Here is a 20,601-nt window from a genome sequence, read left to right as displayed (position 1 = left end):
TCAAATCTCCGCATGGAACCGGAGGCCCAGCACATTTGCCGGGCCCCGGTCGCGGTTGTAGGCGGGGTTGGCGATGAACTGGTAGTCCAGCGTCAGGTTGATGCCGGTCCACAGTGCGGCGCTGTAGTAGGCCTCCATGATGCGTTCGCTGCTGTAGCTCAGGCGGCCGTCACCCACCAGGATGCCCAGGCCGCCGGCCGCCAGGTAGTCGCGGGCGTCGGCGTTCAGCATGTTCACCACGCCGGCCAGGCCGGCGGTGTCCTTGTCCCGGCCCCAGGAGGCACCGGTGAGGGAGGCGCCGACGGACAGCGATTTATTCACGTCGGTGAACTCATAGGCCTCCTTGCTGCCGTCATTGGCGCTGGCGCGCAGGAACAGGCCCCAGTCGTCGCCCATTTGCTGTTCCGCGTTCAGGGCGAAGCCGGCGCGGGTGGCGTAGCGGCGGACATCGCTGGTGTCTGGTGTGCCACCGGTCAGCGCTGCCAGACGCACGGCGTCGCCGTAGCCGCCCATGTTGGCGTGGTTCTGGAAGACCAGCAGCTTCACCTTGCCGTCGCGGCCCATCAGCTGGTGCCGCTCCTCGGCCTCCACGACCAGCTCATACTGGCCGAAACCGCGCACCAGCGCCTTGTCATTGGGCTTGCGCGACAGGTCGAACAGGCCGGCGCGCAGGGTCCACCAGCTCTGCGTCCACTCCGCCGCGGCACCATAGCTGTAGCCCCAGGCGTCGGCGGCATAGTCGAAGGCGCCGCTGTCCACCACGGTCCAGTTCAAGAAGTCCTTACGCGGGTCGTGGGCATAGGTGTTGGCGTCGAAGATGTCGGTGACGGAGAATTTGCCGGCGGTGATGACGATGTTGTCGGCCGTGCGGCTGCCGCCCAACTGGTTGGCGGCGGCCTCCAGCGGCTGCGCCTCGCCGCCCAGATTGAAGGTCTGGCGGAAAAAGGCGCGGTCCAGGCGGATGTAGGGTTCGCTCTCGCCCACCTTGTAGGCCTCGGCACTGGGGAAGCCCGCCACGCCCAGCGTGTTGCTGAGGCCGAAGCCCTGGTCGATTTCCGGGTTGGCGTAGAACTCCATGCCCGGCCACAGGCGGACGCCGGCATAGAGCGTGGCGTCCGTCGTCTCATTGCCGCGCGCGCCCGGATCCAGGCTGTTGGCGCCCCGGTAGGGGGAGCTGAAGCTGGGGTGGTACTGCTCCACCAAAGTGAACTGGCCGTGCAGGCTCCAGCTTTCCGCCTCCGGTATGTCCGCCTCGGCGGCCAGTGCCGCGCCGCAGGTCAAGGCAAGGATAGGCGTGATGGTGAGAAGCGTTTTCATTTAAATAACTCGCCCGCCGGAGCATGAATTCAACAACCGCGTTCCTTTGGCAAAGTTCCGTTACGGATTTGCGATGGGAAGCGTGGTTGTTATACGGTTTCGGCGGGCGGTATGCGCCCATACAAAGGTTTGGGCAAGTCGGGCGTTTTGTCGCAGCGTCTCTCGATTGTTCTGTTATTTCATAACGTTAGTGACGTTATTTCATAGCATTGGGCAGCCAAAGCGACAGGAAGGGTATGTAGGAGACGAGCATCAGCACTACGCCCGCCGCCAAGTAAAACGGCCAGATGGACCGCATGAGCTGGCCCACCGGCACCTTGCCGATGGCGCTGCCCACGAACAGGACGGAGCCGATGGGCGGGGTGATCAGGCCGATGCCGCCGTTCAGCATCATGATGACCCCGAACTGCACCGGGTCGATGCCGAAGGCCTTGGCCACCGGCAGGAAGATGGGGGTGCAGATGATGATCTTGGGCCCCATGTCCATGAAGGTGCTGAGCGCCAGCAGGATGACATTCATGATCAGCAACACCATCACCTTGGTGCCGGCCATGGCCTTCAGTGCATCCACCGCCGCCGCCGGCACCTGCAGGTAGGACATCAGCCAGCCGAAGGCGCTGGCCGCCCCGATCATGAACAGGATGATGCCGGTCGTGTGGGCGGATCCGGCGCAGCACTCCTTGAAGTCGGCCCAGCCCAGGCGGCGGTAGACCGCGACCGTGACGATGACGGCGTAGACCACGGCGATGGCGGCACTCTCCACCGCCGTGAAGATGCCGGCGCGCACGCCGCCGAACACCAGCACCACCAGCAGCAGGCCGGGGCTGGCCGAGATCAGGCGCCGCACCACCGCCGCCATGCCGGGGAAGGGCTCGACCGCATACCCGCGCTTGGCCGCGATCAGGTAGGCCGTGACCATCAAGGCGACGGCCATTACCACGGCGGGCAGGATGCCGGCGGCGAACAGATCGGCAATGGAAATGCCGCCGCCGCCCGCCGCGGAATAAAGGATCATGTTGTGCGACGGCGGTACCATCAGCGCCACCAGGGCGGAGGTGATGGTGACGTTGACGGCGTAGTCCCGGTCGAAGCCGCGCGCCACCATCTGCGGGATCATGGTACCGCCGATGGCCGAGGCGTCGGCGATGGCGGAGCCGGAGACGCCGCCGAAGAAGGCGGAGGCCAGGACGTTCACTTGGCCCAATCCCCCCCGCAGATGGCCCACCAGGGCGGCGGCCAGGCCGATCAGCCGTTCGGAAATACCGCCGCGCATCATCAGTTCACCCGCGAAAATGAACAGCGGGATGGCGATCATGGCGGTTGAACTGATGCCCGAGGTCATCTGCTGCACCAACACCATGGGCGGCAGGCCTAGGGTGGCGATGGCGGCGACGGACGCGGCGGCGAGCGAGAAGCCCACCGGCACGCCCAGCAGCAACAGGACGGCGAAGGCACCGAAGAGGACGGCGATATCCATGGGCTCAATCCTCCACAACCATGTGATCGGGGGTGGGTAGCGGCACCACCAGCCGTTCGGCCGCGAACAGGGCGATCAGCGCCCCGCCGAGCGACAGCGGCAGGTAGTTCAGCCCCTCCGGCAGTTCCGTGCCGGGCATGGCGATGGACCAGTTGTCGGCCATCAGGTCCCAGCCCCAGATGGCCAAGGCGGCGCCGATGGCCAGCACGACCAGGCGGGCGAAGGCGTTCAGGAGGACCTGTACCCGGGGCGGCGCCACCTGGGCCAGGGCGATGAAGCGGAAGTGCATTTCCCGCCGCACGGCCACGGCGGCGCCCATCAGCGCGGTGGTGGTCATGAACAGCAGGGTCAGGGGTTCGGTCCAGCCGGGGCTGTCGTTCAGGACATAGCGGGCGAAGACCTGCCAGCCCTCGGCCAGGCTCATTCCCACCATGCCGATGGCGGCCAGGACGGTGGCGGCATGGGACAAGCCGGTGAGAAGGGTGCCGGCGAGGCCCGTGGGGGCAGGTACGGCTTGGGTCGCGTGCATGGGGTCAGGCCTCCTGCCGGATGCGGCGATAGAACCGGTTGCGGTCGGGGTCGGCCAGGTAGGTCTTGAGCACCGGTTCCGTGGCGCGACGGAAAGCGTCCTTGTCCACCTCCGTCACCTGGACGCCGTTGGCGATGCAGTGGGCCCTGGCGGCGGCCTCGTCCCGGTCCCACAAATCACGCATCACGGCGACGGAACGGGTGGCCAGATCCAGCACCAGATCGCGGTCGGCCGGGGCCAGAGCCCGCAGGCTGCGCTCGGAGATGAACAGCAGTTCCGGCGACATGGAATGGTGGGTTTCCGCCCAGTGGCGCGCCACCTCGAACTGGCGGGTTGAGTCCAGGCTGGGCCAGTTGTTCTCCGCCCCGTCGATCAGGTGGGTCTGCAGGGCGGTGAACACCTCACCGAAGGACAGCGGCGTCGGGTTGGCGCCCATGGCCTGCGCCATGGACATGAAGATGTCGGACAGGGGCACCCGGATCTTCATGCCGCGCAGGTCGCCCGGCTCATGCACCGGCCGGCGGCCGTTGTAGATGCACCTTGCGCCGCTGTCGTAGAAGCAGGCGGCCACCAGGCCGCGCTGACTCAGGGCCGCCAGCAAATCCTTGCCCACCGCGCCGTCCAGCGCCCGGCGCATGTGCCCCACGTCGTCGAACACGTAGGGCAGCGTCAGCACGCCGGAGACGGGGAAGATGTTGGTCAACGCCGCGAAGTTCACGCGGGTGAAGTCCAGCGCGCCGTAGCGGGTCAGGTCTATGGTGTCGTTCTCCCGCCCGATCTGGCCGGAGTGGTAGACGCGCATGGACAGGCGCCCGCCCGTCTCCTTGGCCAGTTGCTCCCCGATCCACTGGATGGCCTGGACGGTGGGGTAGTCCTGCACGTGCACGTCGGACGCGGTGAAGGTGCCGGGCGGCGGGGCGCCGGCCCGGGCCTTGCCGCCCGCGAGCGCTACGGCAGCACCGGCGGCCATGCCCTCCAGCAGTTGTCGGCGCTTGATCAATCCATCCTCCCGTTCGCTTATTCTTATGACCCTGGCGGTGTCGTTGCGCCGTCAGGGGGCCCGCCAAGGGGCGTCGCCGGCACTGCCCGGCAGTGCAGGACACCATCGGGGCCGAAGTCCACCTTGGCCGTTTGGCCGGCCACGATATCGTGGATGCCGGTGGTGGCGCCGGTTGACACCAGGTCGCCGCTTTTGAGCGGGCGCCCGCGCGCCGCCAGATGGCTGGCCAGGAAGCGCAAAGCCGACAAAGGGCCGCCGGGGATGGATGGCGCGCCACCCACGCCCACGCGGACACCATCGATGACAGTCTCGCAGCGCATGCTGTCCCAGCCGCGTGCGCGCCAATCAGCGATCTCCGGACCCAGGATCAGGCCGGCATTGTTGCCGAAGTCCGATACCACCACGGGCGGCCCCAGATCGTTGATGGTGGCGAGCGGGCTGCCCGCCGGCTCGATGCCGATGTGCAGGGCGGCCACCAGGTCCGCTGCCTCATCCTCCGTCCACGCCGCCTTGCCGGCCGGCGCGTCGGCGCCCAGGCGGAAGACGTATTCGGCCTCCACCGCCGCGAAGCCGCCGACAAAGGTGGGGAAGGGCGTCACGGCGCCACTCTCGACCCGCCAGACGTTGCGGGCGAAGATGGGGCCGGCCAGGCGGGGTTCGCCCAGCGTCTCCTCCCAATCGGGGGGGATGCGGCCGATCTTCCAGCCGGCGATGCGGTCGGGCCACAGGCCAATCGCCACCTCCTGCGCGGCGTAACCCTGGGCCAGGTCTATGGGCGCGGGCCCCGGATAGCCGGGCAGGAAACGTGCCGCCCGGCGGGCCGCGACGAAGGCGGCGGCGGCGTCGGTGGGGGAATAGTCGGCGGTCATGACCGCACCCCGCGCATGCAATTCTTACCCTGGACGATGGCTGCCGCAGCGGCAGGCACGGCACGCCGAGCCATGGTCGACCCTCCCTGGGATCCCGTCATTTCTTGTCCATCGTGTCTAAAGGAAACCGGTGTCATTTACAAGCCAACTCTGAGGCCGGATGAGTTTCGTCCGACCTCAGGTTGCTATTGCAGGTTCACAGCGCCGCGACGGCGGCGAGCACCGCGTCGCGCCCGCCATCGCCCAGGCGGGCATAGGCGTCGGTCAACGCGTCGCGGAAACGGGTGTCGGTGGCCAGCGCCGGCGCGAACATCACCTCCAGCGCCAGGAAGCGGCCGACGTCGGCGCGTGTGCCGTCGCAGCGGCCGCCGATGTCCAGCAGGGTGGGGGCCAAGGGGTCGGTCAGGCCGGCCCCCTCCGCCGCGCGGCGGACGAAGTGCATCCAGCCGGCGACCACCAGGGCCGGGCGGGCGATTGATAGGCCCTGGGCAAGCCGGTCCTCGATCACCCCGAACAGGCGGTAGGGCAGCTTCTGCGACCCATCCCAGGCGATCTGGGCCAGCAGATGGCGGATGGCCGGGTTGCGGAAGCGCTCCAGGATTTGGCTGGCGTACACGGTCAGGTCGTAACCGGCCGGCGGCGTTACCGTGGGCAGCACGTCCTGCAGCATCAGCCGCTCCAGGAAGCCCGCCAGTTCCGGCGTGCTCATGGCGTCGGCCACAGTTTCCACGCCCGCCAGGCCGCCGAGGTAGGCCAGGGCGGAGTGTGGGCCGTTCAGCAGGCGCAACTTGGCCCGGCCGAAAGCGCCGACATCGGTGGTCAGGATCACACCCGCCTTGTCCCAGGCCGGGCGGCCGTTGCAGAAGCGATCCTCGATCACCCATTGGGTGAAGGCCTCGCGCTGGATGGGCCAGGCGTCGGCGACGCCGGTCACGTCCAGCACCCGCTGGCGCAGGGCATCGTCGGTGGCGGGGGTGATGCTGTCCACCATGGTGCTGGGGAAGGCCACGTAGTCGCGCACCCAGGCGCCCAGGCCGGCGTCCAGGGCGGCGGCGTATTGCGCCGTGGCACGGCCCAGGCGGCGCCCGTTGTCCGTCATGTTGTCGCAGCTGATGACGGTGTAGGGTGGCAGGCCGGCGGCGCGGCGGCGGCGCAGGCCGGCCACGACGTAGCCGATGACGCTGATCGGTGTTTCGGGGTGGGCCAGGTCGTGGACGATGTCGGGGTGGGTGGTGTCCAATTCCCCCGCCGCCGTCAGGCAATAGCCCTTTTCCGTCACGGTGATGGTGACGATGCGGGTGGCGGGCGCCGCCAGTCGGGCCAGGACGTGGCTTTGCGCCTCCGGCGCGCACAGCACCTCACGGATCGATCCGATGACCCGGTGGCCGATGGCGCGGTCCAGCGTCACCAGGGTGTACAACCCATCCTGCGGCACCAAGGCGTCGCGTACGCCCGGGTTTTTCAGTGACACGGCGCTGATGGTCCAATCGCCCCCTTCTAGCGCCAGGGCGTCGTCGGTGTAGACGGCCTGGTGGGCGCGGTGGAAGGCACCCGGGCCGAAATGGACGATGCCGATGCCGCACACCGCCCGGTCATAGCCGGGCCGGGCCACGGTCTGGGGCAGGGTCGGCAGGGTATCGGGGGACAGGCGCGCGGTCATCAGGCTCAGGCTCCGGAAGGCGGGTATCAGCGGCGGACGTCCAGCCCGGCGGCGTCCTGGGCCGCCAGGATGTCGGCCTCGGGCAGGGGCAGGGCGTCGCCGGGAATGGAATGTTTCAGCGCGGCGGCGGCCACGGCGAAGGACAGGGCCTGATCCGGCTCCCATCCGCGTATCAGGCCGTGCAGCAGGCCGGCGGCATAGGCGTCGCCGCTGCCGATGCGGTCGACGATGCCGGCCAGCGCGTGGGTACGGCTCTGATGCAGGCTGTGCCGGGTGGCGAGCTTGCCGTAGAAGTCCTGCTGGTCCACACCGTGGTGGCTGCGCACGGTGGTGGCGATGGTCTGCAGGCGGGGGCAGGCGTCGAACAGGGCCTGGGCTGCGGCGGGGAAGCGCGCCGCCTCTTCCAATTTGTCCACATCCAGGTCCAGCAGCAGGGCGGCGTCGCGTTCATTGGCGAACAGCAGGTCGCACTGCTCGATGAAGCCGCGCAGGATGGCCGGGGCGTTGCCGCCGCGTGCCGTCCACAGCTTCTGCCGGTAGTTGCAGTCGAAGGAGATCTTGAGGCCCAGGGCGCGGGCGGCCTGCAAGGCGGCGCGGGCCGCCGTCTCCGCCTGGGGGCTGACGGCGGGGGTGATGCCGCAGATATGCAGCCAGTCGGCCCCTGCCAGCAGCGCCTGCCAGTCATAGGCGGCCGGATCGGTCTCCGCGAAGGCGGAACGGGCGCGGTCGTAGATGACGTCCGACGGGCGGGTCACGGCGCCGGCGGACAGGAAGTACAGCCCCATGCGGCCGCCGGCGTAGCGGATGCCGTCGGTGCCCACGCCGTGGCGGCGCAGCTCACCGGCGCAGGCGCGGCCGATGGCGTTGTCGGGCAGGGTGCTGACGGCGCGGACGGTGTGGCCCAGGTGCGCCAGGCCGACGCCGACATTGGCCTCCGCCCCGCCGAACAGGGCCGTCAGGCTGGGGCTCTGCAGCAGCAGCTCATGACCGGGGGCGGCCAGGCGCAGGAGCAATTCCCCGAACACCACGACATGACCACGCATCACAGGCCCGCTCATTCTCGTTCATCCATCCTGGTCGCTGCCGTGGGGGACCAAGGCCGTCCCACGCGTCCTCCCGGGCCCGTCTGTCACGCGGGCTTGCGCCACGCACTGTGCCAGCGGGGCCCGGCCGGATCAATGACCAATTGACACCGGTGACAATAAAGGTGGCCTTCCAGCGCGGAAGGACCATCACGGCATCATCCCTAGGCCACGCACCCAGGCGATGTAAAGGTCCGGCCACGCCGCGGCCGGCAACCCCGTGACGCCGCGGATGCCGAAACCGTGGCCGCCCTTCTGAAAAATGTGCAGCTCGGCCGGGACCTTGGCGGCATGCAGGGCGGCATAGAAGCGCAGGCTGTTCTCCACCGGCACCGCCGGGTCGTCGTCGGCGTGCAGCAGGAAGGTGGGCGGGGTCTGGGCGGTGACCGCGCGCTCGGTGGAGTAGGCGGCGTCCTGCGCCGGGGTGGGATTGTCGCCCAGCAGTTGGGCGCGCGATCCCTTGTGCGCGATGGCCGGATCCATGCTGGCCACCGGGTAGACCAGGGCCAGGAAGTCCGGCCGGGCGCTCTGCCGGTCCACCGCGTCCTGAGGGACGTAGACGGGCGCGTCGAACCGGGTGCCCAGGCTGGCCGCCACATGGCCACCGGCCGACAGGCCCATGGCGCCTACCTTGCGCGGGTCGATACCCCATTCCACCGCCCGGGCGCGGATCAGGCGCAGGGCGCGCTGCGCGTCCTGCAAGGGCACGTCGGCGGCATGGACGTGACCGTCGCCCGGCAGGCGGTAGGTCAGAACGAAGACGGTAATCCCAGCGGCGCTGAGGCGCCGGCCGATCTCATCGCCCTCCTTGTCCACCACCACCCGGAGGTAGCCGCCGCCCGGCATCACCAGCAGGGCGGTGCCGTTGGGGTGGGCGGGGCGGTAGAGCGACAGGTGCGGCCGGGTGATGCCCACGGTGTAGCGGTCGTGCAGGGTGGCGGGATCGGCGCTACGCTCCACCACCGTCTCCTGGACGGTGAGAGCTTCGGAGCCCGGCCCAACGCCGGCGGGCCAGATGGGGAAGGGGGTGGGCAGGTCATCGGCCAGGGCGGCACCCTGAAGCACGGTCACCAGGACAGCCCAAACGGCGCCCGCCGCAAAAGCCCTCTTCACAAAAGCATGGAAACCGGTGTCATATACCGGTCCGAGGTTCGGACGGGTGGCATCCATGGTGTCCTCCCTGTTCTTGATCTTCGGCTATAAAAGGACGTGGGAGGAAGCATGAACCCGGCTCGACCGTTCCGCCAAGCGGAAAGTCGCGTTTCCTTGTCATCATTTGATCGCCGCGAAGTGCTGGGATTGGGTATGGCCGCCGCCGCGGCACTGACCCTGCCGGCGCGGGCCTGGGCCGCCGCCGACCCGGTGGTGACCACCGTCCATGGCCGGGTGCGCGGCACCCGCCACGACGGCATCCAGGTGTTCAAGGGCATCCGCTACGGCGCGGACACCAGCCCCCGCCGTTTCCAGGCACCGCAGCCGCCGGCCCCCTGGCGCGACGTCAAGGACGCCTTGGCCTATGGCGCCGCGTGTCCCCAGACCCGGTTCGATGAACCGCAGTCCGAGGACTGCTTGTTCCTGAACGTCTGGACGCCGGAGGCCAAGGCCGGCGGCAACCGGCCGGTCATGGTCTATATCCACGGTGGCGCCTATTCCCACGGTTCCGGCAGCGACGCGCTGTATGACGGAACGCGCCAGGCCCACCGGGGCGATGTGGTCGTGGTGACCTTGAACCACCGCCTGAACGCCTTCGGCCATTTGTATCTGGGGCGTCTGGCCGGACCGGCCTACACCCAGTCCGGCAATGTCGGCATCCTGGATCTGGTGTTGGCCCTGCACTGGGTGCGCGACAACATCGCCGCGTTCGGCGGTGATCCCGGCCGCGTCATGCTGTTCGGCCAGTCCGGCGGCGGCGCGAAGATCGCCACCCTGATGGGCACGCCGGCGGCCCAGGGCCTGTTCCATCGCGCCGCCACCATGAGCGGCCAGCAGGTCACCGCCTCTGGTCCGCTGAACGCCACCGCCCGCGCCAAGACCTATCTGGAAGCCCTAGGCCTGGCGCCGGAGCGCGCGGCCGAGGCGGCCACACTGCCGGTGGAAAGGCTGCTGTCGGCCCTGAACGCCGCCGATCCCATCCACGGCGTGGCTGGGCAGGGCATGGGCGGGCTCTACTGGGGCCCCGTGCTGGACGACCAGGTGCTGGCCCGCCATCCCTTCTATCCGGACGCCCCGGCGCAGTCGGCCGGCATCCCCATGATCATCGGCAACACCCATGACGAGACGCGACTGCTGATCGGCGGGAGCGATCCGTCCACCTTCACCCTGGCCTGGGACCAGGTGCCGGCCCTATTGGCCAGGCACATGCGGGTGGACATCAACCCCGACCTGGTGGTGGCGGAATACCGCCGCCTTTATCCGGACTACAGCCCCAGCGACGTCTTCTTCGCCGCCACCACGGCCGGCCGCTCCTGGCGCGCTGCGGTGATGGAGGCGGAGGCGCGCGCCGCCCAAGCTCAAGCGCTGGGGGAAGGGGCCGCAGCCACCTACGCCTATCAGCTTAACTGGGGCTCTCCTAAGGATGGCGGCAAGTGGCGGGCGCCCCACACGCTGGACATCCCCTTGGTGTTCGACAACACCGCCGTGCCCGATTCGTTGTCCACCGACAGCCCGGAAGCGCGGCGCATGGCGGAGCGGATGAGCGACGCCTTCATCGCCTTCGCCCGTACAGGCGACCCCAACACTGCCGGCGCGCCGCGCTGGACGCCCTATACCCTGGCGGGCCGCGAGACCATGGTCTTCGATCTGGACTCGCGTCTGGAACAGGACCCGCGCGGCGCCGAACGTCGTCTCTTCGCCCGGGTTCCCTTCACTCAGCAGGGGACCTGAGCCCCCGCAAAATCCACACGTTCCCTGGCATTTCCGCTAGGAACAGCCGTTCAGACACAAGATGTCCGCGCAAACAACTCTTGGTGCTTGCATCGGTCGGTAACCGGTGTCATTTTAGGGGCAACGGCGATGGCCACGCAGGCCCCAATGACGCCGACATAATGGGAGGGTATGGGATGCCATCACGCAGAGGCATGGGCTGGGGCGCCGTTGGCGGCTGCCGCGCCCGATCAATTTTTCCCAAAGTATGGACTTTATACCGGGGAACGGCGCGGCGCTGACGCCACGCGTCGACGGCTGGCCCTTTACCAACCATCACGGCGCGGCAGGGCAATTCCGTCGCATTAAAATTGACACCGGTCCCAATAAAGGGCCGGACGGACGGGGAGATCGGACGGGTGGCATGACCAGGCGACAACGTCTGGTTTTTCTGGGAACACTCGGAACGGGGAACAACCGGCCAGATGCGTCCCGGGACACTTGGACCGGCAAAGCAAAACAACAAGGTTGAACGGAGGATTACGTCAAATGCTCAAGAGCATGAGCCGGGCGCGGCGTCACACACTGTCCACCCGCGTGTCCCGGGTGGCGCTGCTGCTGGCTTTGGCGGCGGGGGGAAGCGGTGTCGCCCATGCTGCCGGCCAGGTGGCGGAACAGCCCCCGGCGCCGGCGGCCGACCAGACCGCGACCCCGACGGGCGCGCCAGCCGACCAGGCGGCCCAGCCGGGGACCCAAGCGGCGCCCCAGGGCGAAACCGCCGCCCCGGGCGGTGGTGACGGGTTGGAGGAGATCATCGTCTCCGGCTTCCGCCGCAGCCTGAACGTGGCCCTGCAGGCCAAGCGTGAAAGCTCCGGCGTTGTCGACAGCATCGTGGCGGAAGACATCGCCAAGTTCCCCGACAAGAACCTGGCCGAATCCCTGCAACGCATCCCCGGCATCGCCATCACCCGCGACGCGGGCGAAGGGCGGCAGATTTCGGTGCGCGGCCTGGGGCCGGCCTTCACCCGCGTGCGCATCAACGGCATGGACGCCATCGCCACCACCGGCAGCTCCGACGCCCAGGGCGGCAACAACCGCTCCCGCGCCTTCGACTTCAACGTCTTCGGTTCCGACCTGTTCAGCAACCTGACCGTCCACAAGACGCAGTCGGCGGACCAGGAGGAGGGCTCGCTGGGCGCCGGTGTCGATCTGTCCAGCCCCCATCCGTTGGACTTCGGCGGCTTCAAGCTGGCCATCAATGGCAAGGCCACCTACAACGATCAGAACAAGAGCAAGGAGCCCAATGGCGCCGTGCTGGTCAGCGACACCTTCGCCGACGGCAAGCTGGGCTTCCTGGTCGGCCTGTCCTATTCCAGGCGCGATACGCAGCAGCTCAGCTCCGAAACCACGCGCTGGGCGTCCAACGCCTCCAACGCGTCGGGCAGTTATAACGGTGGTGTCACGGCGCCATCCTCGCTGTCGGCCGTCAACGGCCCCAACGTCTTCATGCCGCGCATCCCGCGCTACAGCGTCTATGACTACAACCAGAGCCGTGCCGGCCTGGTGACTTCGCTGCAGTGGAAGCCGGACGAGGATACCGAGATCAGCCTGGACGGCGTGTTCTCCGACCTTTGGGGCACCCGCACGGAAAACGACCTGGAGGCGATCAGCTTCAGCCAGGCCAGCACCAAGGTGGGCAGCATTACCACTGGCAAGCCGGTCATGCAGATCACCTCGGGCACCCTGGACGCCAACGGTAACCTGGTCGCCGGCACCTTCAACAATGTCGGCATCCGGTCGGAGGCGCGCTACGACGTGCTCAGCACGCAGTTCGGCCAGGAAACGCTGAACATCAAGCATAGCTTCTCCCCCAGCTTCCGCATGAACGCGCTGGGCGGCTACTCCGTCTCCGCCTTCAACAACCCGGTGCAGACGACCATCACCCTGGATCGCACCGGCAGCAACGGCTACTCCTACGACTATCGCGCCAACAGCCGCCTGCCGGTACTGTCCTATGGCTTCGACGTCACCAACCCGGCGAACTGGAGCCTGGTGAATGGCCTGTCCAACATCCGCCTGCGCCCCAACGGCACGCAGAACACCTATGGCAACGGCGATCTGGATTTCGAATACGACATCAGCAACGAGCTGACGCTGAAGGCCGGTTTCCAGTTCAAGGACTTCACCTTCTCCACCTACAACAAGACCCGCGCCTCGGAAATCGCCGTTCCCAACCTGCCGGCGGGCGTCAGCCTGGCCAGCCTGACCAAGATCGGTGGCGGCGTTGGCGGCTTCGCCCCGGCGGGCACGCCCACCAATTGGCTGGTGGCCGACATCGACGCCTTCGCCAACGCGCTGAACATCTACAGCAAGACCGGCACCTTCTCCGTCAGTCAGACGGGCACCGGCTCGCTGGGCAGCAACTACGCGGTGGAGGAAAAGGACTACGGCGGCTACGCCCAGGCCAATTTCAAGACCGACCGGCTGGGCCTGCCCATTCGTGGCGATATCGGCGTGCGTTTCGTCACCACCGACCAGACCTCGTCCGGCTACCAGGCGGTGGGCGGCACCCCCAACTGGGTGACCGTCGGCACCGACTATCATGACGTGCTGCCGTCGATGAACCTGGTGGGCGAAGTCACGGATGATTTCCTGATCCGTGCGGCTTTGGCCAAGGTGATGGTGCGCAACGACCTCAGCGGCCTGAACCCGGGCGGCAGCGTCAATGTGGCCGGTACCAACCGCACGGTGACCTCGGGCAACCCCTACCTGAAGCCCATCCGCGCCAACACCGCCGACCTGTCCTTCGAATATTACTACCAGCCCGGCGCCCTGATCTCGCTGGGCCTGTTCTACAAGGACATCAACAGCTACGTGCAGACCTTGAGCGAAAACAAGGTCTACAACAGCTCAGGATTGCCGCTGAGCCTGCTGAACGGCACCGGCCTGACCGGCAACGAGGTGTTCACCTTCAGCACGCCCGTGAACACCAAGGGCGGCGACCTGAAGGGCCTGGAGGTGAACTTCCAGCAGCCGTTCAGCTTCCTGCCGGACTTCTGGAGCAATTTCGGCATCCTGCTGAACTACACCTACGTGCAAAGCCGCATCAATTACCTGCTGGCGGCCACCTCGACCACCACCACCCTGGCCGATCTGGTGGGCCTGTCTAAGAACGCCTACAACGGCACGCTCTATTACGACGACAAGGTGTTCAGCGCCCGCATCTCCGCCGCCTACCGCAGCGGCTACCTGACCCAGGTGCCGGGCCGCAATGGCAACGACGTGGAAGGCACCAACTCCACCATGAACGTGGACTTCGCGTCCTCCTACGCCGTCAATGAGCGCCTGACCTTTATGTTCAATGCCATCAACCTGACGAACGAGTGCAATGACCAGTATGTCGGCTCGGTCAACCGCCTGAACTACTATAACTGCACCGGCCGCATCTATGAGGCTGGCTTCTCCTTCAAATACTGAGTGCTTTTTAAAAGCCGGGGCGCGGGTGAGGCGGCGTCCCGGTTCTTTCCCCCAGCCTCATGAGACCTTCATTTGTGCTCCACCTCCCTGACGCGCGCCGGCACGCGTACGGCGCGCGTTTTCTTTGCCGCCGGCGCGCCATCGGTTGTGCGGGCTTGGCCGTCATGGTTCACTGGCCACAAGAATGGGCGGCGGATGGGGCGGGGCATGCGGCGTGCGCGGTGGCGGTATTTCGCGAGTGTCCTGCTGATGTCCGTGGCGGACCCCGTCCTGGCGCAATCCCAGCCGGTGGCACCCCAGCCGCAAATCACCCTGACGCCCGTGGTGCCCAAGGCCGGCCCGCAGCCGGCACCGGCCTCCAGGTCTTCGGAACCGTCCCCCCCTGAAATCGTCATCCAGGCGCCGCATTTCGTCCTGCCCGACCCGCTGGAACAGGAGCAGTTCCTGCGGGAACAGGCGGAGACTTGGCGTTTCAATCACATGGAAACGTATCTGGGCGCGGACAAGGAGGACAAATATCTGCGCCTGCCGGAGATGAACACCGGCTCGACACTGGACCAGCGTTACCTGGGCAGCCTGCTGCACCCCTGCAAAATCAACCGGGACCATGTTCTGACATGCCGCTGACGGTCGTCTTGACGCTCTCGCTGACGCTCAGCTTGACGACCCCGCTGACGCTCAGCGGCCGCTGATCTGGTGGGCGCCTAGGCGGTCCAGCGCCTCCGCCGCCAGCGCCCGCGTCAGGTCGCCGGCGGGCAGGGCGCGGCCCAGGCGCGCCGCTTGGCCGGCCCACTGGTTGGTGAAGTCGCCGGACCCGGCCGCCTCGGCCCGGGCGCGCAAGGGTGCCAGGGCGCCACCGGCGGTGGGGAAGGCGGTGGGCGCGTCGGACAGGGGACCGACCTCGCGCATCAGGCGGTTGATGAGGCCGCGCGCGGGGCGGCCGGTGAACAGGTTGGTCAGGGCGGTACCGTCATCCGTGGCGCTTTCCAACGCCTGGCGGTGCACCTCGGGTATCTTGATCTCTGGACAGAACAGATAGGCGGTGCCGAGCTGCACGGCGGAGGCGCCCAGGGCCAGGGCGGCCACGATTCCGCGCGCATCCGCGATGCCGCCGGTGGCGATGACGGGGACCGAGACGGCGTCCGTCACCTGAGGCACCAGGGCGAAGGTGCCGACTTGCGTCGCCATGTCGTCCGACAGGAAGTTGCCCCGGTGGCCGCCGGCCTCCAGTCCCATGGCGATGACGGCGTCGACGCCGTGATGTTCCAGCCAGCGCGCCTCCGCCACCGTGGTGGCCGAGGCGATGACCTTGGCGCCGGTGGCCTTCACCCGCTCCACCAGCAGCTTGCCGGGCAGGCCGAAATGGAAGCTGACCACCGCCGGCTTCACCTCCTCGATCAGGGCGCAGAAATCGGCGTCGAAGGGTGTGCGGCCGCCGACCGGAGGCGTGTCGGCGGGATCAAGGCCCAACTCGACATAATAAGGTGCCAGCCGGGCGCGCCAGGCCATCAGGCGGGCCGGGTCCGGCACCGGCGGGGTGTGGCAGAAGAAGTTGAGGTTGAAGGGCCGGCTGGTGCCGTGCCGCACCTCGGCCACCGCGGCCTTCAGGCCGTCCAGGGTGTACTGGGCGCCGGGCAGGGCGCCCAGCCCGCCCGCCGCGCTGACTGCCACCGCCATGGCCGGCGTGCTGGCGTTGGCCATGGGGGCCTGCAGGATGGGATGATCGATGCCGAACAGGTCCAGAATGCGGCGGTCGGGCCAGGCGGTCATGGGACACGCTCCCTCGGTCGGTGGCGACATGCCCGGGATGTGGGCCCACAAGCCTGTGTCCCTAAGCATGTATGGCTTCCGCCGTCAGCTTGCCATGGATGAGGTGGCCGTCGGCGGCGAAATCGGTTGGATATCCTCAAGACAATGGCGTGAAGACGCGGCGGATGAGGCCGGCGATCTCCGCCACATGGGCTTCCGGCGTAAAGCGGTACGCCGCGCCTGGGCCAAGCGTACTTAGCGCCCTGCCAGTACCGTGTCTTAGTAATGCGGCGGCGGCTTTTCGTCCTGTGGGGAAGGGCGCCAGCCTCCCTCCGCCTCCTGCAGGCGGGCCAGCAGCCGGCGCACGCGGGCGGTCAGCATGTCGATCATCTGGCCCTGGTCCGCCACCACTTGGGATAGTTCCTCCGCCATGCGCTCATGGTGGGTGATGCGCATCTCCAGGTCGATAAGGCGCTGTTCGACGGAATCCATAGGGGTGGGTCCTAAAGGGATGATGGCGCCTCTATAGCACCACGGGCCCCGGGACCTCTCGAGATTATTTTGCCGGTGTCGGATGGGCCGATCAGGCGGCCTGCGGTTCGCCGGTTGCCGTCGCGTCGGCTCGCGGATCAGGGCGCTGATCGGGGTATTCCTGCTGCACGCGACGCCGCCAGGCTGCCGGCGTCACCCCCATGGTCTGCCGGAACAGCCGCGTCAGGTGCGCCTGGTCGGCCAAGCCACAGGTCAGCGCGATGTGGGAGAGCGGTTCCGTCGTGCTCGTCATCAGGTGCTTGGCCTGTTCCATGCGCCGATGGATGACGTATTGGGTGAAGGGCACACCGAAGGTGATGCGGAAGGCGCGCGAGAAATAGCTGGTGCTGAGGCGGACCAGCACCGCCACGTCACGGATGCGGATGGGCGCGGCCAAATGGTCATGGATGTAGGTTTCGACCCGGCGCGTCTGCCAAGGCACCAAGCTGCCGGCGAGCGGCGGCGCATCGACCGTCAGGTCGCGCAGCATATCCGCCGCCCGCTGCAGGCAGGTGGCCGCGGCGGCGCTGTCATTGTCCAGGAGAGTCAGGGCGTTGCGCAGCAAGATGGAAATCTCATCCCGGCGCCGCGCGCAAGCGGTGGCGGGCCCCGGTACGACGGTCAGCATGATTTCATCCCCGGATTGATCCCGGACCATTGTCGGCACTTTTGCCGGCCGCTGTCGAATAAATGAGTGCAAATCGGTGCAAGCCGACGGCAGCCGAACGCCACTGGCCATATCCTGTAAGGCTCAGCCCCTATTCCATATAATTTCCATAATCTTCCTTATCGGTTTTTGGTATGTAGGCGCAAAGTTAAAATGTCAGGCCTGTGCAAAGTAGAAGTGTCAGTCTCCTGGTTGGGTGGTGCCGGCTGGGAGGTTGGTGATGGGCTGGGTGACGAGGAATGGACAGACCAAGGGCGCCGGCCTAAATGACCGGCGCCCTTGGTCGCTCATCAACGACACCGTCAGTGTTCGGAATCCTGCTTGGAAACGCTGGGGCGCAGCAGCCTGTCTTCTTCCCGTGCGTGGGCTTTGCCGCGCGCCTCGGCCTGTTCCAGGTCGCGGCCTTCCGGGCCATCGACGGCGTCGGCCGCCGCACGGGCCTTTTCCGCCACCTGGCCCGTCGCCACGAAGTCGCGGGCGTGCTTGTTGTAGGCACGGGTCGCGGTGCGGTTGCCCTCGCCTTCATTGCGGTTGGCCATGGGATAATCCTTCCTTGATAAGGCGGCGTCAGCCGACCTTGGCCGGCCCCGAGGGTACGGACACGTCGCCCAGCGCCACCAGGGCCGACTTGACCTCGGACAGCTGGTGGGCCGTCGTCGGCGGTAAATCGGTGGTCATGTTCTCCTCGCTCGCCACCATGAGCAGCTGAAGGTCATGTTCCCAATGGCGCAGCAGCAGGATCTTTTCTGCCCGGTTCAGGCGGTCGGTGACGACCAGGTCGTGCGGTGTCTCGAAATAACGGGACACGTCGCCCAGCAGCGTGTCGATATCTGGAAGGGCCTCATGTACGGCGGTCATGATGCGTCTCCTTTCAAGGCATTCAAGGAAAGCTCCGGCCGGCTACACCCTGCCGGTCAGAACCAGCACCAGAACGACGATGAGCACGATGCTCAACAGGCCGCTGGGGCCGTAGCCCCAGCCGCGGCTGTAGGGCCAGCTGGGAATGGCCCCCAGCAGCAGCAGGACCAGGACAACAAGCAGGATGGTGCCGAGCATTGGGTGATCCTCCGTTAGGGACAGACTGTTTTTGCCCTTCTTGCCGGGGGCAGGTCCGTCAGGCGGCGATAGGGGGTACTGAGGCTTGATGGGAGGCCAAGATCTCCAGGGAGGGCGCTGGCAGGGAGAGCGCCGGATGCGGCGCCCAACCGCCCTCCCCGGCTCCGTCCGCGACCGGGTGGGCATGCGCGCGGCGCTCGGCTAGGCGGAGGGGAGCGGGTCGCTGGGCCGCCAGCCACTGGGTGGACATGCGCTTCCACTGGTCGGCATCCCTTGACCAAGGTTTCCTGTCAGGCACTTCACCTAAATCCTTATGCCAAGTAATTGATTTCGCTTCGTATCTCAGTGACTGCTCACCGGATGGCTGGCATCCCAGGCGCTGGAGGTGGCCATGCCCGTGGGGGCGCCGAGGCCGGTGTCGCCCGGGTCCATGCCCATGATGTCGGCCAGCCGGGCCCGGCCACGGTTCACGCGGCTTTTGATGGTGCCCAGGGCACAGCCGCAGATTTCGGCCGCCTCTTCGTAGCTGGCGCCGGCGCCGCCCACCAGGACCAGCGCCTCGCGCTGTTCCACGGGCAGCTTCATCAGCGCCGCCTTGAGCTCGCGGCCGGCAATGCCCCATTCCTGCGCCGGACTGATGGTCAGCCGCGCGGTATGGATACCGTCCGGGTCGCCCACCTCGCGCTGCTGGTGCTTGGCGACGGAATAGTAGCGGTTGCGCAGGATGGTGAAGAGCCAGGCACGCAAATTTGTGCCTGGGGTGAACTGGCCCGCATGGGACCAAGCGCGGACGATGGCATCCTGCACCAAGTCGTCGGTGTCGGCGGCGTTGTTGGTCAGCGACCGTGCAAAGGCCCGCATGGCGGGGATCAGCTTGACCAGTTCGTCACGAAAGGTGGGCGATGTCTCAGCGGATGGCATGGGTCACACCTTTTTGTGAAAGCCCGCTGCGATTTTATTCTTATTAAAGAAATCGCATGTGGATGCAGGCGATAATGGGTTCGGTAATTCCCCGAATTCGTCTGTCTTCTTGGGTCACTATAAGCAAATGCCGCCGCCAACGTCTCTCCGTATTTCGGGAAAATCCCTAGGTTTATCGCTGTATTTATTCGGTCTACTTAACGGATGGGCTATGACCATCCGATTATGCAACATGCCGCCCTGATAAGGGCTGGGCTAGTCTGTTCAAAGGAGGGGAAGGGAAATTTTGCGGTACCGGCTGGCCCCTGCCCTACGTCCATCGCCGCAGTCGCCTGCCGCCCGGCTTACACGGGAAGGGCGGCTATCCCGTTGCCACATTGGAACAAAGCCGCCGCTGGCCGCTTTAGTCATGGTGCGAAGGGCATAGGCCCAGGCTTTTGGGAAGGATGTCATGACCAAGCGGCAGAAAAGCATTGAGTTTCAGCGCACTCCGGCTCTGACCCCCGTTGTGGCGGCGGGATTTTCGACGGCGGCGGCCTATGCCACCCCCCTCGACATCGTCCAAGACGCGGTGGATGAACGGATCCGGGAGATGTTCTGTGACGCCGTTGCCGAGCCCCTGCCGCCCGAGATCCACGCCCTGCTCGCCCATTTGCAGGGGAAAACCCTGCTGCATTGAGCCGTCCCTTACCCCGGCGGCTCCTGAAAACCGAAAGGCCGGTCCCGTCGCGGGGGCCGGCCTTTTCACGTTGGGGTATTGGGCAGGGGGTATCGGGCCGGGGGTATCGGGCCGGGCTCAGCGTGTATGCCGGCCCTCACCCACCTCCTCGATGATTTTGGCGACAAAGGCCGGCAGGTCGTCCGGGGACCGGCTGGTGATGACGCCGTTGTCCACCACCACCTCTTCGTCCACCCAGTCGCCGCCGGCGTTCTCGACGTCCTTGCGTATGGACTTGTAGGAGGTGACGCGGCGGCCGCGCAGGGCGTCGGCCTCCACCAGCAGCCAAGGGCCGTGACAAATGGCCGCCACCACCTTGCCACTGTCCAGAAAACCCGTGACGCGGCTCATGGCGTCCGGGTTCACCCGCAGCAGGTCGGGATTGATCTGGCCGCCGGGCAGCACCACGGCCTGATAATCCTCCACCTTGGCGTCGGCGATGCGCAGGTCGGCCTCCACCGTCTCGCCCCAGTCGGTATGGTCCCAGCCGCGGATAGGCTTGCCGTCCGGGGTGGCCACGTCCACCTTGGCACCGGCTTTGCGCAGCTCATCCCGAGGGACGGTCAGTTCGGATTGCTCAAAGCCGTTGGCGGCCAGAATCAGGATGCGGGCGTCGTGGATATCGGCCATAACCGGCGTTCCTTTTGCTGAGGGGGTGTCGCCCGAACAACCCCTGCCCGTCCCCA

20 protein-coding genes are annotated in these 20,601 nt (G+C 67.0%); 4 read left to right on the top strand and 16 right to left on the bottom strand.

Features of this window, described 5'->3' with window-relative positions:
- The 8 genes from P5F91_RS14055 to P5F91_RS14020 form a co-directional block, all read right to left on the bottom strand.
- Complete coding sequence (locus P5F91_RS14055) at window positions 1-1,317, bottom strand: carbohydrate porin (protein WP_145609358.1); 1,317 nt, start codon at window positions 1,315-1,317, stop codon at window positions 1-3.
- 196 nt (window positions 1,318-1,513) lie between these two features.
- On the bottom strand, window positions 1,514-2,794 hold the full coding sequence (locus tag P5F91_RS14050; RefSeq protein WP_145609359.1) for a TRAP transporter large permease: 1,281 nt from the start codon (window positions 2,792-2,794) through the stop codon (window positions 1,514-1,516).
- A 4-nt stretch (window positions 2,795-2,798) separates the two neighbouring features.
- Window positions 2,799-3,323 (bottom strand): TRAP transporter small permease, encoded by a 525-nt coding sequence (locus P5F91_RS14045; protein ID WP_246134251.1) that lies wholly within the window; start codon window positions 3,321-3,323, stop codon window positions 2,799-2,801.
- 4 nt (window positions 3,324-3,327) lie between these two features.
- Entirely contained in the window at window positions 3,328-4,323 is a 996-nt protein-coding gene (locus tag P5F91_RS14040; RefSeq protein ID WP_145609360.1) for a TRAP transporter substrate-binding protein, read from the bottom strand.
- Between the two features lie 23 nt (window positions 4,324-4,346).
- Window positions 4,347-5,192 carry a 2-keto-4-pentenoate hydratase gene (locus tag P5F91_RS14035; protein ID WP_145609361.1) on the bottom strand — a complete coding sequence of 282 codons (846 nt, stop codon included), beginning with the start codon at window positions 5,190-5,192 and terminating at the stop codon, window positions 4,347-4,349.
- A gap of 196 nt (window positions 5,193-5,388) precedes the next feature.
- Window positions 5,389-6,852, bottom strand: coding sequence for a mannitol dehydrogenase family protein (locus tag P5F91_RS14030; RefSeq protein ID WP_277907439.1), 1,464 nt, complete (start codon window positions 6,850-6,852; stop codon window positions 5,389-5,391).
- 26 nt (window positions 6,853-6,878) lie between these two features.
- Window positions 6,879-7,895 (bottom strand): sugar kinase, encoded by a 1,017-nt coding sequence (locus tag P5F91_RS14025; RefSeq protein WP_277907438.1) that lies wholly within the window; start codon window positions 7,893-7,895, stop codon window positions 6,879-6,881.
- A 189-nt stretch (window positions 7,896-8,084) separates the two neighbouring features.
- On the bottom strand, window positions 8,085-9,005 hold the full coding sequence (locus P5F91_RS14020) for an alpha/beta hydrolase (RefSeq protein ID WP_277907437.1): 921 nt from the start codon (window positions 9,003-9,005) through the stop codon (window positions 8,085-8,087).
- Window positions 9,006-9,239: 234 nt separating this feature from the next.
- Between P5F91_RS14020 and P5F91_RS14015 the strand changes: the two genes are divergently transcribed.
- From P5F91_RS14015 to P5F91_RS14005, 3 genes are all read left to right on the top strand, one after another.
- On the top strand, window positions 9,240-10,817 hold the full coding sequence (locus P5F91_RS14015) for a carboxylesterase/lipase family protein (RefSeq protein ID WP_277907436.1): 1,578 nt from the start codon (window positions 9,240-9,242) through the stop codon (window positions 10,815-10,817).
- A gap of 528 nt (window positions 10,818-11,345) precedes the next feature.
- Window positions 11,346-14,273, top strand: coding sequence for a TonB-dependent receptor (locus tag P5F91_RS14010; RefSeq protein ID WP_145609366.1), 2,928 nt, complete (start codon window positions 11,346-11,348; stop codon window positions 14,271-14,273).
- Window positions 14,274-14,480: 207 nt separating this feature from the next.
- Window positions 14,481-14,900, top strand: a complete 420-nt coding sequence (locus tag P5F91_RS14005) for a hypothetical protein (RefSeq protein WP_277907435.1) — start codon at window positions 14,481-14,483, stop codon at window positions 14,898-14,900.
- Between the two features lie 51 nt (window positions 14,901-14,951).
- Here P5F91_RS14005 and P5F91_RS14000 read toward each other — a convergent pair whose 3' ends face one another.
- From P5F91_RS14000 to P5F91_RS13970, 7 genes are all read right to left on the bottom strand, one after another.
- Entirely contained in the window at window positions 14,952-16,043 is a 1,092-nt protein-coding gene (locus P5F91_RS14000; RefSeq protein WP_277907434.1) for an NAD(P)H-dependent flavin oxidoreductase, read from the bottom strand.
- 258 nt (window positions 16,044-16,301) lie between these two features.
- Window positions 16,302-16,514 carry a SlyX family protein gene (locus P5F91_RS13995; protein ID WP_004274585.1) on the bottom strand — a complete coding sequence of 71 codons (213 nt, stop codon included), beginning with the start codon at window positions 16,512-16,514 and terminating at the stop codon, window positions 16,302-16,304.
- Between the two features lie 91 nt (window positions 16,515-16,605).
- On the bottom strand, window positions 16,606-17,181 hold the full coding sequence (locus P5F91_RS13990) for a helix-turn-helix transcriptional regulator (protein ID WP_186454596.1): 576 nt from the start codon (window positions 17,179-17,181) through the stop codon (window positions 16,606-16,608).
- A gap of 341 nt (window positions 17,182-17,522) precedes the next feature.
- A complete protein-coding gene (locus tag P5F91_RS13985; protein WP_145609370.1) occupies window positions 17,523-17,759 on the bottom strand; it encodes a hypothetical protein in 237 nt (78 codons plus the stop codon).
- Window positions 17,760-17,787: 28 nt separating this feature from the next.
- Window positions 17,788-18,078 (bottom strand): hypothetical protein, encoded by a 291-nt coding sequence (locus P5F91_RS13980; protein WP_145609371.1) that lies wholly within the window; start codon window positions 18,076-18,078, stop codon window positions 17,788-17,790.
- A gap of 42 nt (window positions 18,079-18,120) precedes the next feature.
- On the bottom strand, window positions 18,121-18,276 hold the full coding sequence (locus tag P5F91_RS13975) for a DUF3309 family protein (RefSeq protein WP_004274473.1): 156 nt from the start codon (window positions 18,274-18,276) through the stop codon (window positions 18,121-18,123).
- A gap of 342 nt (window positions 18,277-18,618) precedes the next feature.
- Window positions 18,619-19,197: a sigma-70 family RNA polymerase sigma factor gene (locus tag P5F91_RS13970; RefSeq protein ID WP_145609372.1), complete on the bottom strand. Its 579-nt coding sequence runs from the start codon at window positions 19,195-19,197 to the stop codon at window positions 18,619-18,621.
- A 451-nt stretch (window positions 19,198-19,648) separates the two neighbouring features.
- Between P5F91_RS13970 and P5F91_RS13965 the strand changes: the two genes are divergently transcribed.
- Entirely contained in the window at window positions 19,649-19,876 is a 228-nt protein-coding gene (locus P5F91_RS13965; RefSeq protein ID WP_145609373.1) for a hypothetical protein, read from the top strand.
- 117 nt (window positions 19,877-19,993) lie between these two features.
- On the opposite strand, the gene P5F91_RS13960 is transcribed toward P5F91_RS13965, so the two are convergent.
- Window positions 19,994-20,545, bottom strand: coding sequence for a type 1 glutamine amidotransferase domain-containing protein (locus P5F91_RS13960; protein WP_145609374.1), 552 nt, complete (start codon window positions 20,543-20,545; stop codon window positions 19,994-19,996).
- Between the last annotated feature and the right edge of the window lie 56 nt (window positions 20,546-20,601).

Source organism: Nitrospirillum amazonense (genome assembly GCF_029594735.1).
Lineage (GTDB): Bacteria > Pseudomonadota > Alphaproteobacteria > Azospirillales > Azospirillaceae > Nitrospirillum > Nitrospirillum amazonense.
Note: the sequence above shows the minus strand (reverse complement) of the source record. Positions and strands in the feature narration are given on the sequence as shown.

Coding starts and splice junctions, on each gene's coding strand:
- P5F91_RS14055 (WP_145609358.1), bottom strand. CDS start 1,317: ATGAAAACGCTTCTCACCATCACGCCTATCCTTGCCTTGACCTGCGGC.
- P5F91_RS14050 (WP_145609359.1), bottom strand. CDS start 2,794: ATGGATATCGCCGTCCTCTTCGGTGCCTTCGCCGTCCTGTTGCTGCTG.
- P5F91_RS14045 (WP_246134251.1), bottom strand. CDS start 3,323: ATGCACGCGACCCAAGCCGTACCTGCCCCCACGGGCCTCGCCGGCACC.
- P5F91_RS14035 (WP_145609361.1), bottom strand. CDS start 5,192: ATGACCGCCGACTATTCCCCCACCGACGCCGCCGCCGCCTTCGTCGCG.
- P5F91_RS14030 (WP_277907439.1), bottom strand. CDS start 6,852: ATGACCGCGCGCCTGTCCCCCGATACCCTGCCGACCCTGCCCCAGACC.
- P5F91_RS14025 (WP_277907438.1), bottom strand. CDS start 7,895: ATGCGTGGTCATGTCGTGGTGTTCGGGGAATTGCTCCTGCGCCTGGCC.
- P5F91_RS14015 (WP_277907436.1), top strand. CDS start 9,240: ATGGCCGCCGCCGCGGCACTGACCCTGCCGGCGCGGGCCTGGGCCGCC.
- P5F91_RS14010 (WP_145609366.1), top strand. CDS start 11,346: ATGCTCAAGAGCATGAGCCGGGCGCGGCGTCACACACTGTCCACCCGC.
- P5F91_RS14005 (WP_277907435.1), top strand. CDS start 14,481: ATGCGGCGTGCGCGGTGGCGGTATTTCGCGAGTGTCCTGCTGATGTCC.
- P5F91_RS14000 (WP_277907434.1), bottom strand. CDS start 16,043: ATGACCGCCTGGCCCGACCGCCGCATTCTGGACCTGTTCGGCATCGAT.
- P5F91_RS13995 (WP_004274585.1), bottom strand. CDS start 16,514: ATGGATTCCGTCGAACAGCGCCTTATCGACCTGGAGATGCGCATCACC.
- P5F91_RS13990 (WP_186454596.1), bottom strand. CDS start 17,181: ATGCTGACCGTCGTACCGGGGCCCGCCACCGCTTGCGCGCGGCGCCGG.
- P5F91_RS13985 (WP_145609370.1), bottom strand. CDS start 17,759: ATGGCCAACCGCAATGAAGGCGAGGGCAACCGCACCGCGACCCGTGCC.
- P5F91_RS13980 (WP_145609371.1), bottom strand. CDS start 18,078: ATGACCGCCGTACATGAGGCCCTTCCAGATATCGACACGCTGCTGGGC.
- P5F91_RS13975 (WP_004274473.1), bottom strand. CDS start 18,276: ATGCTCGGCACCATCCTGCTTGTTGTCCTGGTCCTGCTGCTGCTGGGG.
- P5F91_RS13970 (WP_145609372.1), bottom strand. CDS start 19,197: ATGCCATCCGCTGAGACATCGCCCACCTTTCGTGACGAACTGGTCAAG.
- P5F91_RS13965 (WP_145609373.1), top strand. CDS start 19,649: ATGACCAAGCGGCAGAAAAGCATTGAGTTTCAGCGCACTCCGGCTCTG.
- P5F91_RS13960 (WP_145609374.1), bottom strand. CDS start 20,545: ATGGCCGATATCCACGACGCCCGCATCCTGATTCTGGCCGCCAACGGC.